This window comes from Breoghania corrubedonensis, assembly GCF_003053845.1.
In the GTDB taxonomy this organism is placed as follows: Bacteria; Pseudomonadota; Alphaproteobacteria; order Rhizobiales; family Stappiaceae; genus Breoghania; species Breoghania corrubedonensis.
On sequence record NZ_QAYG01000001.1, the window covers coordinates 790,488 to 806,290 of the forward strand.

17 protein-coding genes are annotated in these 15,803 nt (G+C 66.1%); 8 read left to right on the forward strand and 9 right to left on the reverse strand.

Annotated features, from left to right (window positions below; all coding sequences use genetic code 11):
- The first annotated feature begins 205 nt into the window (after positions 1 to 205).
- From rpoN to C8N35_RS03480, 4 genes are all read left to right on the forward strand, one after another.
- Positions 206 to 1,786 carry an RNA polymerase factor sigma-54 gene (gene rpoN, locus C8N35_RS03465; protein WP_107988195.1) on the forward strand — a complete coding sequence of 527 codons (1,581 nt, stop codon included), beginning with the start codon at positions 206 to 208 and terminating at the stop codon, positions 1,784 to 1,786.
- Between the two features lie 239 nt (positions 1,787 to 2,025).
- Positions 2,026 to 2,607 carry a ribosome hibernation-promoting factor, HPF/YfiA family gene (gene hpf / locus C8N35_RS03470; RefSeq protein WP_107988196.1) on the forward strand — a complete coding sequence of 194 codons (582 nt, stop codon included), beginning with the start codon at positions 2,026 to 2,028 and terminating at the stop codon, positions 2,605 to 2,607.
- 70 nt (positions 2,608 to 2,677) lie between these two features.
- A complete protein-coding gene (ptsN, locus tag C8N35_RS03475) occupies positions 2,678 to 3,142 on the forward strand; it encodes a PTS IIA-like nitrogen regulatory protein PtsN (RefSeq protein ID WP_107988197.1) in 465 nt (154 codons plus the stop codon).
- 100 nt (positions 3,143 to 3,242) lie between these two features.
- Positions 3,243 to 3,836 carry a LysE family translocator gene (locus C8N35_RS03480; RefSeq protein ID WP_107988198.1) on the forward strand — a complete coding sequence of 198 codons (594 nt, stop codon included), beginning with the start codon at positions 3,243 to 3,245 and terminating at the stop codon, positions 3,834 to 3,836.
- A gap of 57 nt (positions 3,837 to 3,893) precedes the next feature.
- Here the strand turns inward: C8N35_RS03480 and cobM are convergent, their stop codons facing one another.
- From cobM to C8N35_RS03515, 7 genes are read right to left on the reverse strand one after another with little or no spacing between them, the layout of a single operon-like run.
- On the reverse strand, positions 3,894 to 4,670 hold the full coding sequence (gene cobM, locus C8N35_RS03485) for a precorrin-4 C(11)-methyltransferase (protein WP_107988199.1): 777 nt from the start codon (positions 4,668 to 4,670) through the stop codon (positions 3,894 to 3,896).
- 5 nt (positions 4,671 to 4,675) lie between these two features.
- Positions 4,676 to 6,523: a precorrin-3B C(17)-methyltransferase gene (gene cobJ, locus C8N35_RS03490; protein WP_107988200.1), complete on the reverse strand. Its 1,848-nt coding sequence runs from the start codon at positions 6,521 to 6,523 to the stop codon at positions 4,676 to 4,678.
- Entirely contained in the window at positions 6,493 to 7,218 is a 726-nt protein-coding gene (gene cobI / locus C8N35_RS03495; RefSeq protein WP_107988201.1) for a precorrin-2 C(20)-methyltransferase, read from the reverse strand. Before cobI ends, cobJ begins: the two co-directional genes overlap by 31 nt.
- Positions 7,215 to 8,429, reverse strand: a complete 1,215-nt coding sequence (gene cbiE, locus C8N35_RS03500; protein ID WP_107988202.1) for a precorrin-6y C5,15-methyltransferase (decarboxylating) subunit CbiE — start codon at positions 8,427 to 8,429, stop codon at positions 7,215 to 7,217. The genes cobI and cbiE overlap by 4 nt, the downstream gene beginning before the upstream one ends.
- Positions 8,426 to 8,662: a hypothetical protein gene (locus C8N35_RS03505; protein WP_107988203.1), complete on the reverse strand. Its 237-nt coding sequence runs from the start codon at positions 8,660 to 8,662 to the stop codon at positions 8,426 to 8,428. The genes cbiE and C8N35_RS03505 overlap by 4 nt, the downstream gene beginning before the upstream one ends.
- Positions 8,659 to 9,300 (reverse strand): precorrin-8X methylmutase, encoded by a 642-nt coding sequence (locus C8N35_RS03510; protein ID WP_107988204.1) that lies wholly within the window; start codon positions 9,298 to 9,300, stop codon positions 8,659 to 8,661. Before C8N35_RS03510 ends, C8N35_RS03505 begins: the two co-directional genes overlap by 4 nt.
- Entirely contained in the window at positions 9,297 to 10,349 is a 1,053-nt protein-coding gene (locus C8N35_RS03515; RefSeq protein ID WP_107988205.1) for a sirohydrochlorin chelatase, read from the reverse strand. The genes C8N35_RS03510 and C8N35_RS03515 overlap by 4 nt, the downstream gene beginning before the upstream one ends.
- Positions 10,350 to 10,831: 482 nt before the next feature.
- Between C8N35_RS03515 and fmt the strand changes: the two genes are divergently transcribed.
- The 4 genes from fmt (at position 10,832) to truA (ending at position 13,981) form a co-directional block, all read left to right on the forward strand.
- Positions 10,832 to 11,761, forward strand: a complete 930-nt coding sequence (fmt, locus tag C8N35_RS03520; RefSeq protein WP_107988206.1) for a methionyl-tRNA formyltransferase — start codon at positions 10,832 to 10,834, stop codon at positions 11,759 to 11,761.
- A gap of 69 nt (positions 11,762 to 11,830) precedes the next feature.
- Entirely contained in the window at positions 11,831 to 12,373 is a 543-nt protein-coding gene (locus C8N35_RS03525; protein ID WP_107988207.1) for a GNAT family N-acetyltransferase, read from the forward strand.
- 69 nt (positions 12,374 to 12,442) lie between these two features.
- Complete coding sequence (locus C8N35_RS03530; RefSeq protein WP_107988208.1) at positions 12,443 to 13,228, forward strand: hypothetical protein; 786 nt, start codon at positions 12,443 to 12,445, stop codon at positions 13,226 to 13,228.
- Positions 13,229 to 13,243: 15 nt separating this feature from the next.
- Positions 13,244 to 13,981: a tRNA pseudouridine(38-40) synthase TruA gene (gene truA, locus C8N35_RS03535; RefSeq protein ID WP_107988209.1), complete on the forward strand. Its 738-nt coding sequence runs from the start codon at positions 13,244 to 13,246 to the stop codon at positions 13,979 to 13,981.
- Positions 13,982 to 13,984: 3 nt separating this feature from the next.
- Here truA and C8N35_RS03540 read toward each other — a convergent pair whose 3' ends face one another.
- Together C8N35_RS03540 and dapE are read right to left on the reverse strand one after the other, a co-directional pair.
- Positions 13,985 to 14,581 (reverse strand): hypothetical protein, encoded by a 597-nt coding sequence (locus tag C8N35_RS03540; RefSeq protein WP_107988210.1) that lies wholly within the window; start codon positions 14,579 to 14,581, stop codon positions 13,985 to 13,987.
- Positions 14,581 to 15,783 (reverse strand): succinyl-diaminopimelate desuccinylase, encoded by a 1,203-nt coding sequence (gene dapE, locus C8N35_RS03545; protein ID WP_107988211.1) that lies wholly within the window; start codon positions 15,781 to 15,783, stop codon positions 14,581 to 14,583. Before dapE ends, C8N35_RS03540 begins: the two co-directional genes overlap by 1 nt.
- Positions 15,784 to 15,803 lie beyond the last annotated feature (20 nt).

The window sequence follows — 15,803 nt, forward strand, 5'->3', positions numbered from 1 at the left end:
ATTCGGCTTTGCCCCGTTCGACCGCGCGCGATGGCGGCCATGCGGGCCAGCCCCGCGTTTGCCGGCAACGGTGGCCCCGCTCTCCCTTCCGCCCCCACGCGCCCGTTTACGCTTTGAACGCAACCGCGACGTAGTGTAAGACTCCAGATGCAAGTCCAAAAGCAAGAATTGGACCAGTTTTTCGCAGCAGGGTCGACAAACGCCGATGGCCATCGCACCGAGACTAGAGGTACGCCAAAGCCAGTCGCTGGTGATGACGCCGCAGCTGATGCAGGCGATCAAGCTCCTGCAGCTGTCCAACCTCGATCTGGTCGCCTATGTCGACGCCGAGCTCGAACGCAATCCGCTGCTGGAGCGCAGCGACAGCGAGGATGGGTCCAGTCCCGAGACGAGCCCGCAGACCAGTTCGGAATCCGACGCCGGCGAAGGCGGCGCGTCGGAGGCTGCCGAGAGCGGTAACAGCGAGAGCGGCGGCGGCGAGGGTAGCGCCGGCGAGGGCAGCGATTGGGTGGACGCGCAGATCGAGCGCGAGCCCGGCACGATCGCGGAAAAGCTAGATGCCGATTTCGGTAATGTCTATCAGGACGACACGCCATCGGGGACGACCGACCCGGGCGCGCTGGCCGGCGATCCCTGGCAGCAGCAGGGTGCAGGGCGCGGCGCGGCTTCGTCCGAAGGCTACAACCTGGAAAGCTTCATCGCCGAGGATGTGTCGCTGAGCGGATATCTGGGCGAACAGATGGCGCTCCTCATCACCGATCCGGCGGAACGGATCATCGCCGGCAATCTCATCGACAACCTGGATGACGCGGGATACCTGCGCACCGACGTCGATGAGGTCGCGGAGCGGCTCGGCGCCGGGCCCGCTCAGGTGGAAAGCGTTCTTCAGCGCCTGCAGACGCTGGAGCCGACAGGCGTCTTCGCCCGCAATCTGGCGGAGTGCCTGCGGCTGCAACTGCAGGAAAAGGATCGCTACGATCCGGCGATGGCCGCGCTTCTCGACAATATCGAACTGCTGGCCAAGCGCGATGCGGCCGCGCTGAAACGGCTGTGCCACGTCGATGACGAGGATCTCGCGGAGATGATCTGCGAGATCAAGGCGCTCAACCCGAGGCCCGGCAGCACCTTCGGCGCCGTCGTGGTGCAGCCGATGGTGCCCGATGTGATCGTCCGCCCGGCCTCCGACGGCGGATGGTCGATCGAACTCAACAGCGACAACCTGCCGAAGGTGCTGGTCAACCAGACCTATTACGCGACCGTTCAGAAGACGGCGCGCAACGAAACCGAGAAGGCCTATCTGACCGACTGCCTGCAGACGGCGAACTGGCTGGTGAAAAGCCTCGACCAGCGCGCCAGGACCATTCTCAAGGTCGCCACCGAGATCGTGCGCCAGCAGGACGCGTTCCTCACCTACGGCGTGCAGCATCTGCGTCCGCTGAACCTGCGCACGGTCGCGGACGCGATCGGCATGCACGAGTCGACCGTCTCCCGCGTGACCTCGAACAAGTACATGGCGACGACGCGCGGGATCTTCGAACTGAAGTATTTCTTCACATCCGCCATCGCCTCGTCGCAAGGCGGCGACGCGCATTCGGCGGAATCCGTGCGCCATCGCATCCGCCAGATGATCGATCAGGAGAGCCCCGACGCGATCCTTTCCGACGACACCCTCGTCACCATGCTCCGGCAGGCGGGCATCGACATCGCTCGGCGCACTGTGGCGAAGTACAGGGAATCGCTACGCATTCCTTCCTCCGTACAACGCCGGCGCGAAAAGCGGGGATGACGCCTCGCCGCAGACGGGACGGCCTTTGCAAGGACCGTGGGAAGCCCCAATTGACTTACAGGTGCCGCCGACTTAGAAGTCCGGGCTCGTTCACTCGAGACAACCCCACGCGACAGAAGTTGCGGCAACTGAGGGGCGGTCGTGATATCGTACCCTCGCCGCGGGAAGCGGTCCGGGCAAAGCGGCAACGAAGGTTCGCTTGCCGCCCAGGTCGACCAGAACAACGTCAGAGGAACTCCATGACCTTGCGGATTTCGGGAAAGAACGTCGACGTCGGCGATTCCATGCGCACGCATGCCGAGGAGCGTATCGACGACGCACTTTCCAAATATTTCGATGGCGGCTACGACGCCACGGTCACGGTCGGACGCGAAGGCTCCGGTTACCGTTCGGAATGCAAGATCCGGCTCGACACCGGCATCGTCCTTCAGGCTTCGGGGGAATCTCAGGACCCGCGGGCCAGCTTCGACCAGGCAGCCGAACGCATCGCGAAGCGGCTGCGGCGCTACAAGCGCAAGCTGAAGGACCATTCGTCCGATGGCGCGGTGCGCGAGGTGATGGAAGCCACGTCCTACGTCCTGGCATCGACTGAAGAAGAAGAAGAGATCGAGGCGAACTACAACCCCGTCATCATCGCCGAGACGCCTTCGCGCGTGCGTACGCTGACAGTCGGCATGGCGGTGATGGAACTCGACCTCAGCGAAGCTCCGGTGGTAATGTTCCGCAATGCGGGCAATGGCGGCCTCAACGTCGTCTATCGCCGCAAGGACGGCAACATCGGCTGGATCGATCCCTCCCTGTCCGAGACGAAAGAGTCCTGAGCGGACGGCAGTCATTTGAAGCACCCGCGCGTGCCCCGGTACGCGCGGCGAAGCCATATGGGCTAATACAATGGATTTGAGCGACCTCATCACGGCAGACGCCATCATTCCGGCGCTCAAGGTGAATAGCAAGAAGCAGGTCATTCAAGAGCTGGCGGCCAAGGCGGCCAGCATCACCGGCCTGCCCGAACGTGATATTTTCGACACGCTGCTGCAGCGCGAACGGCTGGGCTCGACAGGCGTCGGCCACGGCATCGCCATTCCGCACGGCAAACCGGTATCGCTCAACCGGCTCATCGGCGTGTTCGCACGCCTGGAGCGACCGATCGACTTCGACGCGCTGGACGACCAGCCGGTCGATCTGGTGTTCCTGCTGCTGGCCCCTGAAGGTGCCGGTGCCGATCACCTGAAGGCGCTCGCGCGTATTGCCCGTCAGTTGCGTGACCCGGGCATCGCGGCGAAGCTGCGCGCCAGCACCGATGCCTCGGCGATCTTTGCCCTGCTGACCCAGTCGAGCGCCTCCAACGCCGCGTGATCGCGATATAGGCCGGGATCCGGACAATGTCCGGCGGCCACGAAACCTGCTACAATTCGCATTTGTTTGCACAGGCAGCCTTGGGGGAGGTTGGCGCGCCATGCAGGATTTGTTGGGTTTCGTTTTCGCCGGCCTCGCACTTACCGGAAGCCCGGGGCCGAATACGCTGAGCCTGGCCGCCGTGGGTGCGGCCTACGGGTTCAGGCGCGGCATTCTCTACATGGCCGGATTGTTCGTCGGCATGCTGATCGTCATGGCGGTGATCGCCACCGGCGTTGGCGGGCTGATGCTGACCGTTCCGGGCGTGGCGCCGCTGGTGACCGCTCTGGCGGCGGTCTATTTCCTTTATCTGGCCTTCAAGATCGCCACCGCGCCGCCGATCGACGCACCGGACCGGGAGCGCCGCGCGCCGTCGTTCCAGGGCGGGGTGTTCCTCTCGCTGGTCAATCCGAAGGCCTATGCGGCGATGGCCGCGCTTTTCTCGGGCTTCCAGCTCTTTTCCGCCAGTACGGAACTCGACCTCACGGCCAAGATCATCGCCCTTGGCGCGATCATCGCCCTGGTCAACGCCCTGTGGCTTTCCGCAGGCTCCGCGCTGACCGCGCTTTTCCGGGACCCCACGGCCAGCCGCGCGATCAATATCGGCTTCGCCGTGCTGCTGCTGGCGTCCCTGGCCTTCGCGGTGCTGATCTAGCGCGCTTTCCGATCAAACAACCGACCCGTTTGATCGACAAGAATACGCTTCTGCTTTTCAGGCGGTCTTCTTGCGCTTGGGCCGCAATACGTGGACGTGATCGGCATCGTAAAGCGCGCTGTCGCGGAAATCCGCGTCGCGCGCGGCGAGCGCCGGACCCACGAAGACAAGCGCGGTGCGGGTGATCTTGGAGGCGCGCACCTTCTCGCGGATATCGCCGAGCGTGCCATGCAGGAAGGCCTGATCCGGCCAGCCGACGCGATAGGCGACGACCACCGGGCAATCGGCGCCGTAAAGGGGAACAAGCTGGCGTTCCACCTCGCGCAGGTTTCGAACCGAAAGATGGATCGCCAGCGTCGCCCCGGACTTGCCCAGCGTCGCCAGATCCTCGCCGTCGGGCATGGAGGAGGACTTCATCGCCGTGCGGGTGAGGATGATGGTCTGCGCCACTTCGGGAATAGTGAGTTCCATCTTCAAGGCCGCGGCAGCCGCCGCGAAGGCCGGCACGCCGGGCGTCACCTCGTAGGGGATGCCGGCCGCATCGAGCCGGCGCATCTGTTCGGCGATGGCACCGTAGATCGAGGGATCGCCGGAATGGACGCGGGCGACATCGTGGCCAGCCGCATGCGCCATCTCGATTTCCGCGATGATCTCGTCGAGCGTCAGGGGGGCGGTGTCGAGCACACGGGCGCCTTCAGGGGCTTCCGCGACGATGGCCTCCGGCACCAGCGAGCCGGCATAGAGGCAGACCGGGCAGGCCCGGATCAGCTTCAGGCCGCGCACGGTTATGAGATCGGGATCGCCGGGCCCGGCGCCTATGAAATGGACGGTCATGATGGTCAGGCTTCCTCTGCCGGGGCAGCGTGCTTGGCCGCATAGCCGCGCGGCGTGTAGACGTAGGGTGTGAGCGCGCCACGCGTTACGGCGCGCGTCGCCGTGGAGCCGACGAGGACGATGGTCAGCATGTCGACCTCGTCGATCGCGAGGCCGCCCAGCGTCGTCACCCGCACCTCCTCGCCCGGCCGGCCGAGATTGCTCGCGAGCACCACGGGCGTTTCCGCGGGGCGGCGGCGCAGGAGGATCTCGCGGGCGCGCTCCAGCTGCGTGCGGCGGCGCTTGGAGACGGGATTGTAGAAGGCGACGACGAAATCGCCGGCGGCGGCCGCCGCGATACGCGCCTCGATGGTCTCCCACGGGGTGAGCAGGTCGGAGAGCGAGATGGTGCAGAAGTCGTGGCCGAGCGGCGCACCGACGCGCGCGGCGGCCGCCTGAAGAGCGGAGATGCCCGGGGTCATGACGATCTCCACCCGGCGCGCGGCATCGCTCACCCCGCCATCATCGCCCGGCCGGTCGACAAGTTCATAGACAAGCGCACCCATGGCATAGATGCCGGCATCGCCAGAGGACACCAGCGCGACGTTACGCCCGGTGCCGGCGAGTTCTAGCGCGGCGCGCACCCGGTCCTCCTCCGCGCCCAGCGGATAGTCGTGGCGCTCCTTGCCGGCGATGGTCGAGGCGACGATATCGAGATAGAGCGAATAGCCCACGACCGCGTCTGCCTCGGCAAGGAACCGGCCGGCCTCCGGCGTGCGCCAGGCGGGCGCGCCGGGACCGATGCCGACAATGGAGAGCCGCCCGCGCGGACGGCCGATCCGGCGCCAGTCGACGAAGCCTTCGGCCCGCGCGATCGCCACGGTCGCGTTGGCGCTCTTGCGCTTTTCGATCACCAGCCGCCCGGCCGCGCCGACACCTGCGAGCGCCGCTGCCTCGGCCACCCCGTGGCAGCCGACCTCGGCGAAGACGACATCGGACGGGTTGGCCAGACGCGGCGTCTCCGCCTCCAGCGTGGCGGCGTCAAAGAGACGGAGCGGAACGCCGAGTTCTTCCGCCAAGAGGATCATCGCCGCCTCGTCCGCCTTGAGATCGAGGGTTGCCAGCGCCGCGATGGAACCGAGCGCGAGGTCAGCCTCGACAAGGGCGCCGAGAACGAGAGCGCGCATTTCCTCATACCCGCAATCACGCGCCGAGCCGATGCCGACGACGAGCGTCTTGGGGTGATAGACCAGCGTCTCGGAGTCGCCGGCGACCGGCTTCTCCGTGGCGATGAGGCGGACTTCCTTCATGCCCTTGGGCGGGGTGACGGATTCGCGGCGCCACAGGTCGCGCTGGTCGAGCCAGTGCGGCTCGCCCTCGATGAGCGGCGTCGCGCCGGCCAGAAGCGCCGCCATGACGGACTTGGCATCATCCGGGTTCGCAAGCCGCCAGCCCTTGGGCGGTTCGTCGAGGGCAACGCCCAGCACGCGGTCGCCGGCCGTGGTGACCGCCGCGGTGGAGCCGATGCGTGTCGCAATCTCGCGGGCGAGATCGTTGGCGCCGCGATGGCCGCCCAGCAGCGGCACCACATGGGCGCCGTCGGCGGAGACGGCAAGAACGGGCGATTCCTCGCGCTTGTCCTCCAGCATGTGGCCCAGCGCGCGGATGAGAATACCCGCAGCACACACACCGATGATCGGCGTGCGCGCGGCGAACAGCGTGCGGATGTGCTCGCTCGTATCCTCGAAGGTGAGATCGGCGGCCATGATGCGACCGGAAAGACCGTGCACACGCCCGCCAATGGCGCCCGCGATACGGCGCGCGGCGTTCATGCCCGACGGGCTCAGGACGATGATTGCGGCGCGAGACTCCACGGCTCGTCTCCCTTGTAGATGAGGATCATCGAGAAATAGGGCGCCTCATCGCCCGCAACGTCAACCAGAGGCATGACCTGCTGGTTGGCGAGCGTAGCGCGGGCGACGTAGCCGGCCTTTTCCGTCAGTCCCAGTTCCTCCACAAGCCGGCGCACCTTCGCGAAATGGCGCCCGACCTTGATGATTGCGGCAGCGTCACATTCGACAAGTCTCGCACGCAGGGCCGCCTCGTCAAGCGGGGCGGGGATGACCGCGAAATGGTCGTTGCGCGCCGCCAGCGGGCGGCCAAGCGCCGACGCGCAGGCGGTCAGCGAGGTGACGCCCGGCACGATTTCGCAAGCGTGGAGCGGGGCGAGCCGCTCGAAGAGATACATGAACGAGCCGTAGAAGAACGGGTCGCCCTCGCACAGGACCACCACGTCGCGCCCGGAATCGAGATGCCCGCCGATCTCGGCGGCCGCACCGTCATAGACCTCGCGGGCTGGAAACCGCTCCGAGCGCATGGGCACGACGATGGGGATTTCGATCGCTCCGGCGGGAATGAAGCCGGCGGCGATCGAACGGGCGAAGCTCTCGCCTGTATCGGGTGCGGGATAGGCGATGACGGCCGCTCCCGATATCAGCCGGTGCGCCTTCAAGGTGATGAGGTCGGGATCGCCGGGACCGACGCCGACGCCGTAGAGCGTTCCGCTCATGAATCATATCCCCGAGATTTGACAAGCGACCATTGGGTGACCGGCATGGCCGGTCGCCAACCGGTCAGGCTGCCCACGGCCGAGGCGCGGGAAACGGCGAGGCGCACGAGATCGCCGCCGTGGCTTGCGTGAAGCGCCAGCAGGATCGCCTCGCTTTCGAGTGTCACCGCATTGGCGACAAGCCTGCCGCCCGGCTTCAGCGCCGCGAAAGACGCTTCGAAAACAGCCTTAGAAAGTCCGCCGCCGATGAAGATCGCATCAGGTGCGCGAAGGTCTTCAAGGGCATCGGGCGCCGTGCCGTCCCGGATATCGAGATCGGGAACGCCGAGGGCGAGCGCGTTTTCCGCCATGATGGCACGGCGATCCGCGCGCGGCTCGATGGCGATGGCGTGCGCCCGGGGTGCGGCGCGCATCCATTCGATGGCGACGGAACCGCAGCCCGCGCCGATATCCCACAGGAGAGCATCGGGCAAAGGCATGAGCCTCGCGAGCGTCAGCGCGCGGACCTCGCGCTTGGTCATCTTGCCATCGTGCCGGAAGGCCTCGTCGGGCAGACCCGGCACGCGCGGCAGAAGCAGCGCATCGGACCCCGCGACGCATTCGATGGCCAGCGTGTGCAGCGGCGCGACGTCGAAATCCCAGTCGCGCGCGAGACCCTCAACGCGTCGCTCGCTCGGGCCGCCCAGATGTTCGAGCGCGACCAGCGGACTGTCGCCATAGCCGGCGTCTGTCAGCATCGCGGCGACGGTGCGCGGGCTATCGGCGACGGTCAGCGCCAGAATGCGGGCGCCGGGTACGAGCGCCAGCTTGAGACGTTCCGCCGGGCGGCCATGGAGGGTGACCGTCTCCACCTCGGCCAGCGGCCAGCCCATGCGGGCGGCGGCAAGCTGGAAGGCGGACGGCGCGGGCAACACGCGCATTTGATCGGCCGGGATACGGCGGGCAAGCGTCGCGCCGATGCCGAACCACATAGGATCGCCGGTCGCGAGCACGACGACGCGCCGGCCGCGCGATGCCTCGATCTCGTCGAGCCCGGCGGCAAGCGGCGACGGCCACGGGCGTTTTTCCGCGCTCACGGATCCGGCCAGGTCCAGGTGGCGCCGGCCGCCATAGACGATTTCGGCGTCCGCGAGAAGACGACGCGCGACAGCGGATACCCCGTCGACACCATCCTCACCGAGGCCGATCACGGTGAGCCAGGGCGCCGTCATTTACCCCCCATCCGGAAGGGCTTGCGCGGCTTTTCCTCGTCGAGCGCACGCGGCACCGCATCGCCCACAGCGTCGTGGGAGCGCGTTGCGCGCGCCCGCGACTGCGTATCAGCCGCATCGTCGGCCGGCGCGCCGCCATGCGACAGAAACCCGCGCGAACGCAAGCCCGGCTTCGCGGGTGCCTGTTTCGCGACGTTCCCGCGTGGCACCGGTGCGTTGTCCTTACCCTTCATCGCGCGGTTTCCTCGACCAGGCCGGCCGAGACCGCATTGACGGCGGCGGCAGCCATGGCCGAGCCTCCGCGCCTGCCGTGAACGGTCGCGAAGGGAACGCCGCGCGGATTTGCGGCAAGCTCCGCCTTCGATTCCGCGGCGCCGACAAAGCCGACCGGAAACGCGAGGATCGCCGCAGGCTTCGGCCAGCCGTCATCAAGACAGGCCAGCAGGTGAAAGAGTGCGGTGGGCGCGTTGCCGATGACGACAACAGCCCCTTCCACACGATGCCGCCACAGCTCCACGGCGGCGGCGGTGCGCGTCGTGCCCTCGCGAATGGCGAGGCCGGGCACCCGTTCGTCATCCAGCGTGCAGACGATTTCGTTTCCGCAAAGGCGACTGGCGATGATGCCGGAGGCGACCATTTTCGTGTCGCACAGGATCGGCTTGCCCGCTTCGATCGCGGAATGGGCGCAGGCGACAACGTCCCCGGACGCCTCGAAATCCTCGATCAGATCGACCATGCCGCATGCGTGGATCAGGCGGATAGCGAGCGGCTGGAGGTCGGGAGCCAGCCTGTCGATCGGCGCCTCGGCGCGAATGGTCGCGAAGGAGGCGGCGTAGATCGCCCCCGGATCGCGTTCGTAGTGGAGCGTCACGCTCCCTCTCCCTGTTTCATGCTGCGCGGCCCCAGCGGGTGGTCGGCATGAGGATATGGATGGTGGTGGTGGTCATGGCCATCGCCGTGCCCATCGCCGTGCCCATCGCCGTGTTCGTGACCGTGATGATGATGGTGATGATCTTCACCATGGTCATGATGGTGATCGTGACCGCCGCCGATGCCTTCCACGTGATGGTGGTGACTTTCCTGTGGCAGGCCGATCTCCGCCTCGAAACCGAGCACCTGTTCGCGGTACTTGCAAAGCTGACAATTCATCACATTGGCCCCTTCGAGAATCTCGCGGACCCGCTCCGCCATCGTGTCGATGACGAGCGGGTGGTCGTTGAGATAGGGGGCCTTGATGAACTCGATATCGGGATGACGGGCCGCGACCTTGTCGGTGTAGTCGTAGATGCGCTTCACCAGAATGCCGGTGAAGAGGAAATACGGGAAGACGATGATACGGCGGTAGCCAAGCTTTGCCGCGTGTTCCAGCCCCGGCTCGACCAGCGGAAAGGTGACGCCGGAATAGCATGTCTCGCCCCAGCCGAAGCCCATGCCTTCCCACAGGAGCCGCATGACCTTGGCGACGTTGGAATTGGCGTCGGGATCGGACGCGCCGCGCCCCACCACCATCAGCAGCGTCTCATGCGCCGGCACATCGCCGCCCGCCACCTCGATCGCCTCCCGTATACGGGCGGAGGCGGCGCGCACCATGCGGGTATCGACGGCCAGTTCGCGACCGTAGTCTATGCGCATTTCGGGATGCTGCGCCTGATAGGTGTTGAGCACGGAAGGGATGTCGTTCTTGGCATGACCGGCGGCAAACAGCATGCCCGGCACGGCCAGAACCCGCGTGCAGCCGGCGGCGCGCAGATTGTCGAGGCCGGTGCGAATGATCGGGGTCGCGAATTCCAGGTAACCGTAATCGACCGGCCAGTCGGGGAAATGCGCGCGCAGGCGCTCGGCCAGCACGGCGAATTCGGCAACGGCGTTCTCGTCGCGGCTGCCATGGCCGCAGATCATCAGCCCGAGTTTGTCGCTCATAGTGTCGCCTCCGCGCGGCGGCTCGGGGCCTGCGCGAAAAAGGCTTGGAAAATCGAGGTGCGTCTTGCCATGAAGGCCTCCCGCTTCTGTTGGTCCAACGTCCGCGAGGGCGTGCGGGCATTCTTCGCGACCGTTTCCGAATCGCAAAGCTGCTCTCAGCGCCGAACGGCTCCGGGATTGATCCCCTGCTTGGGTCGATCGCACCGGACTCGCTTTCAGTCCCTTGCGGGACGCCGTCCTGTTGCGGCGCAACGCTAGCGGAGGTGACGGCCGCAATCAATCGCCGTCAGGCGGCGCCCGACACGGAGCCGATTGCCGGAGGCTTGAGGCTCCCGCGTTCCCGGGAGCATCCCGCCGGATTTTTCCCGCCCCGCCCACATCTGTGGCAATTTCATACCCGCTGGCGGTTGCATCGGCGCCGCGGAACGTCACATACAAGGTGAACGCTTCGCCGCACGCTGCCTCATCGACAGGGAAAATTCATGTCGCTCAGAGTCGTCTTCATGGGTACGCCGGACTTTTCCGTACCCACCCTCATGGAAATCATCGGCCAGGGCCACGAAGTCGTCGCCTGCTACACTCAGCCGCCACGACCGGCGGGACGCGGCATGGAAGAACGGCCCTCCCCCGTCGAGGTCAAGGCGGAAGCGTTTCACATTCCCGTCTACACGCCACGCACACTGAAAAGCCCGATCGAGCGGGAAAGTTTCCTGTCGCACGAGGCGGATGTCGCCGTCGTCGTCGCCTACGGACTGATCCTGCCGAGGGACGTCCTGATCGCGCCCGTCCATGGCTGCCTCAACCTGCATGCCTCGCTGCTGCCGCGCTGGCGGGGAGCGGCGCCCATCAACCGCGCGATCATGGCCGGCGATACGGAAACGGGCGTGGAGGTCATGCGGATGGAGGAAGGGCTCGATACCGGGCCCGTCTGCATGGCGGAAAAAATGGCGATCGGTCCCGACATGACGGCGGGCGAACTGCACGACGCGCTTTCCCGGCTCGGCGCCGATCTTGTCGGCCGCGCTCTGGCGGCCCTGTCGCGCGGCGCGCTTGGCGCGGAGCCGCAATCGCAAGAGGGCGTCACCTACGCCAGCAAGATTTCCAAGGACGAGACGCGGATCGACTGGTCGCGCCCGGCGGCCGAGGTTCATAATCACATTCGCGGGCTCTCGCCGTTTCCCGGTGCGTGGTGCGAAGTCCCGCGCGGCGAAAATACGGAACGCGTCAAGGTACTGCGCAGCACCGCTGCGGCGGGTTCGGGCAAGCCGGGCGAAGTGCTGGACGCGATGACGATCGCCTGCGGCGAGGGCGCAGTCCGGCTCACCCAGGTGCAGCGCGCCGGCAAGCGACCGATGGACGCGCAGGAGTTCCTGCGCGGCTCGCGGATCGAGCCGGGCACGATCCTGCCCTGATCTTGCGGCAAGGCAATCCGATCCCAAGAGCTTCGAACCAAGCATCTTCAAATCAAGCGAGGCAAGCATATGAGCGAGCCCACCCCCCGGGCGACAACCCCGGCCAACCTCACGTTCCGGCCCGTCGGGCCCAATGATGCCGTTCTCATCGGCAGACTGGTCGGAGAAGCCTTCGAACGTGACAACGAGGCGCGCCTGGTCGGTGCCCTGCGCATCAGCGACGATCTCGTTCTGGAACTGGTCGCCAGTGACGGCGCCAACATTCTCGGCCATGTGGTGTTTTCCCGGGCCACGGTGAGCGAGGGCGACACCGGGCTCGAGATCGCGATCCTGGCGCCGCTGTCGGTGCGACCGGACATGCAGCGCGCCGGCATCGGCTCGGCGCTGGTGAAAGAGGCACTGGAGCGGCTGAAGCGCGAGGATATCGACCTCGTGGTGGTGGTCGGCGATCCCGCCTACTTCACCCGGTTCGGCTTTTCCGCCGGGCTCGGGGAGAAATTCGATACGCCATGGGCGGGGCCGAACTTCCTGGCGATGGAACTGAAGGAAGGAACCTCGGACCGGTTGCCGGCAACGCTCACCTTCGCCGCACCGCTGACGGCGGTCGATTAGGGTGCTTTCGCACCGTCGGGGAATAATGTCCGTATTGTGGCAAGTGTCGCGGTGCTCTAGCTTCGCGCCATGGCGCATATCGACTACCGAACGGGTCTGATCATCCTGCTGCCGCTCGTCCTGCTGTTTCTGGCAGGTCTGGCGGCCGGCGTCGTCGCGGCATTCCTGATCTGCAACCTGCCGCTTCTCAAGCGGATGTGGGACAAGGGCGGCGCGATGTCCTTCGCGCTGTCGGCGTCGCTTTCGCTCACCCTGACGGTGCTGATCGGCTCGGTTCTGTCCGGTCTGCTGCTGAAGCTCGGCCTGTTTGGAAACGACGTCTACGTGCCGGAGAGCTTCCCGCTCTTTCTGGCGCGTCCGACCCTGGAATTCTTCCTGGTCATGCTCGCCTCGCTCGCACTCGCATTTCTCGCGTTCGGCTTCCTGCGGCGGTCGTCCGAACTGGTCCAGCGGGTCGTGGTTCCCGTCGTCTTCATCGCGGTCTTCGTGCTTGGACTTGCGCTGGTCAAGACCTGGTCGAGCTACTGGATTCTCGCCGACCAGTTCGACACCGACCTGTTCGCCGGCACGCTTTATCAGATGGTCTACGGCGAACTGGCCACGATCGGAGGCGCGTTCGCGACGCTTGGAGACGCCTTTTCGGCGAATGGCGGCGGGCTGTTCGGCCGGCTCTTCCAGTCGCTCGGCGGCGAACTCGACACGCTGTGGAACACGGTGCGCAACGCCGGCGGCAACCAGTTCGTGCTGGTGGAGGCCTTTCCGGTGATCTTCGCGGTGTCCTCGCTCGTCGCTCTCGTCTATATGGTGCTGCGCTGGCCGTTCACGGCCTTCTCCCACGCCAAAGACGAACACTGAGAAGCACGACGCGCCTTGCCCCGCTACAAGCTCACCATCGAATATGACGGCACCGGTTTCGTCGGCTGGCAACGCCAGGAAAACGGCATGTCGGTGCAGCAGGCGATCGAAGAGGCGATCGCGGCCTTTGCCGGCGAGGCGCCGGTCATCAAGGGGGCGGGGCGAACGGATGCGGGCGTGCATGCCACGGGGCAGGTCGCCCATGTCGATCTCGCGCGCGAGTGGGATGGCGACAAGGTGCGCGAGGCGACGAACGCCCTGCTGCGGCCGCACGCGGTGTCGATCCTCGCGGCGGAACGTGTGGCGGACGATTTCGACGCCCGCTTTTCAGCCGTGAAGCGGCACTACCTCTACCGCATCATCGACCGGCGCGCGCCTCTGGCCCTGGAGCGCCATCACGCCTGGCATGTGCGCCACCGGCTCGATGCGGACGCCATGCACGATGCCGCGCAAGGATTTCTCGGCAAGCACGACTTCACGACCTTCCGCGCCAGCCAGTGTCAGGCGAAAAGCCCTGTGAAGACGCTCGATGCGTTCTGCGTCCGGCGCGATGGCGACGTCATCAACCTCACCTGCTCCGCCCGCTCCTTCCTGCACAACCAGGTGCGTTCCATGGTCGGCACGCTGAAGCTGGTGGGCGAAGGAAAATGGAGCGCGGCCGATCTTGTCTCGGCGCTCGATGCCGCCGATCGCGCCCGGTGCGGCCCGGTCTGTCCGCCGGACGGGCTCTACCTGACGCAGGTCGACTACTGAGCGTCACCCGAGACTGACAAGCCGGCTGAAGCCGAGCGAGATCACGGTGGAGAGCGCCATGTCGAAGATGACGATGCCCAGCGCGAACGAGACGCTCGCCTCAAGCGCGACGCGGGCAACCCGGAAACGCAGATAGAGGGCAATTCCCGTCGCCACCAGCGACACGAAGGTAAACCCGTCGAGCCCGACAACCCCGATCCCGTAGAGAAGCGCGGCGGCGAGAAGCGGTATCGCGGCCAGCAATTCGCTCCAGTTGCGCACGACGATGAAGCCCACATAGTGCCTTGTGAGCCCGAGCGGGCGCGCCAGAACCGCCAGCACAACCGGAAAGGCGACCCAGTCGAGGAGAAGCCGCCCGGCCTCGACCCAGTAGAACGCCTGCAGCTCGAGGTTCTCGGCACCCGGAAACTCGCTGATCGCAATCTGCAATTGCGCCTTGGATACGAGCAGATACGGGATCATCAACGGCACAACGATCAGGAACGAGCGCCAGAAACCGGCGATCGAAAGATCGAAGCCGCGCAGACCTTGCGGGTTTCCCTTGAAGATCTGCCAGACCCCGGCAAGCGAGTTGCGGATTTCCGCGCCACTGAAGACCATTATCCAGCCTTGAAATAGTCTGAGAGAAACCGCCGGTAGATGGCGGCGAGTGTCTCCAGATCCGCAAGGGCCACGCGCTCGTCGATCTGGTGCATCGTCTGTCCGACGAGACCGAATTCGACCACGGGGCAGTAATTCTTGATGAAGCGGGCATCCGAGGTACCGCCGCCGGTTGAAAGCTCCGGCTGACGCCCGGTCTCCGCCGCCACCGCCGCACTGAGCGCGCCGATCAGCGCCGTGTCGTTGGTCAGAAAGCTGTCGCTGCCGTCCTCGCGGAAAACGAGCTCGTAGCCGACCGTATTGCCGGCCGCCTCCCGTATTGCCGCTTCGATATGCCGGGCAAGGCTCTCGCGCGTCCAGGTGTCATTGAAGCGCACGTTGAACCGTGCGCCGACCTTTTCCGGGATGACGTTGAAGGCCGGGTTGCCGGTATCGATGCCGACGATTTCCAGATTGGAGGGCTGGAAGCGCTCGTTGCCGTCATCAAGGTGCAGGCCGTCGAGCGCGGCGCACAGCCGCAACAGGCCGGGAACCGGGTTTTCCGCCAGATGGGGATAGGCGACGTGGCCCTGCTTTCCCTTGACGGTGAGCGTGCCCGACAGCGATCCGCGCCGGCCAACCTTGATCGCGTCGCCAAGGGTCTGCGGATTTGTCGGTTCGCCGACGATGCAGGCATCGAACCGCTCGCCGCGCGCGCGGCACCATTCCATCAGCCGAACCGTACCGTTCACGGCCGGGCCTTCCTCGTCGCCGGTGATGAGGAAGGAGATGGCGCCGGGAAAGGTCTCGCCCGCATCGGCGATAAAATCGATGGCGGCGGCGGCAAAGGCCGCGACGCCCCCCTTCATGTCGACCGCGCCGCGGCCGTAGAGGACGCCATCCGCGATCTCGCCGGAAAAGGGCGCATGGGTCCAGCTCGTTTCCTCGCCCGGCGGCACCACATCCGTGTGGCCGGCGAAGGCGACGTGTGGATGCCCGCGACCGTAACGCGCGAAGAGGTTTTCCACGTCGGGCGTGCCAGGGGTCTGGAAGGTCACGCGGTGGACCTCGAATCCGGCGCCCTCAAGCAGCTCCGCCAGAAAGGCGAGCGCACCGCCCTCCTCTGGCGTCACGCTCGGGCAACGGATGAGATCGCGTGCGATGCGGACCGGTGCCGTCAAATCCCGTTCTGTGGAGGCGGCATCGGCGGAAGAGACAGTCATGGCAAATCCTGGGAAATTGG

Bases quoted from the DNA above. Each gene is read 5' to 3' on its own strand.
- rpoN (WP_107988195.1), top strand. From the start codon at position 206: ATGGCCATCGCACCGAGACTAGAGGTACGCCAAAGCCAGTCGCTGGTG.
- hpf (WP_107988196.1), top strand. From the start codon at position 2,026: ATGACCTTGCGGATTTCGGGAAAGAACGTCGACGTCGGCGATTCCATG.
- ptsN (WP_107988197.1), top strand. From the start codon at position 2,678: ATGGATTTGAGCGACCTCATCACGGCAGACGCCATCATTCCGGCGCTC.
- C8N35_RS03480 (WP_107988198.1), top strand. From the start codon at position 3,243: ATGCAGGATTTGTTGGGTTTCGTTTTCGCCGGCCTCGCACTTACCGGA.
- cobM (WP_107988199.1), bottom strand. From the start codon at position 4,670: ATGACCGTCCATTTCATAGGCGCCGGGCCCGGCGATCCCGATCTCATA.
- cobI (WP_107988201.1), bottom strand. From the start codon at position 7,218: ATGAGCGGAACGCTCTACGGCGTCGGCGTCGGTCCCGGCGATCCCGAC.
- cbiE (WP_107988202.1), bottom strand. From the start codon at position 8,429: ATGACGGCGCCCTGGCTCACCGTGATCGGCCTCGGTGAGGATGGTGTC.
- C8N35_RS03505 (WP_107988203.1), bottom strand. From the start codon at position 8,662: ATGAAGGGTAAGGACAACGCACCGGTGCCACGCGGGAACGTCGCGAAA.
- C8N35_RS03515 (WP_107988205.1), bottom strand. From the start codon at position 10,349: ATGAGCGACAAACTCGGGCTGATGATCTGCGGCCATGGCAGCCGCGAC.
- fmt (WP_107988206.1), top strand. From the start codon at position 10,832: ATGTCGCTCAGAGTCGTCTTCATGGGTACGCCGGACTTTTCCGTACCC.
- C8N35_RS03525 (WP_107988207.1), top strand. From the start codon at position 11,831: ATGAGCGAGCCCACCCCCCGGGCGACAACCCCGGCCAACCTCACGTTC.
- C8N35_RS03530 (WP_107988208.1), top strand. From the start codon at position 12,443: ATGGCGCATATCGACTACCGAACGGGTCTGATCATCCTGCTGCCGCTC.
- C8N35_RS03540 (WP_107988210.1), bottom strand. From the start codon at position 14,581: ATGGTCTTCAGTGGCGCGGAAATCCGCAACTCGCTTGCCGGGGTCTGG.
- dapE (WP_107988211.1), bottom strand. From the start codon at position 15,783: ATGACTGTCTCTTCCGCCGATGCCGCCTCCACAGAACGGGATTTGACG.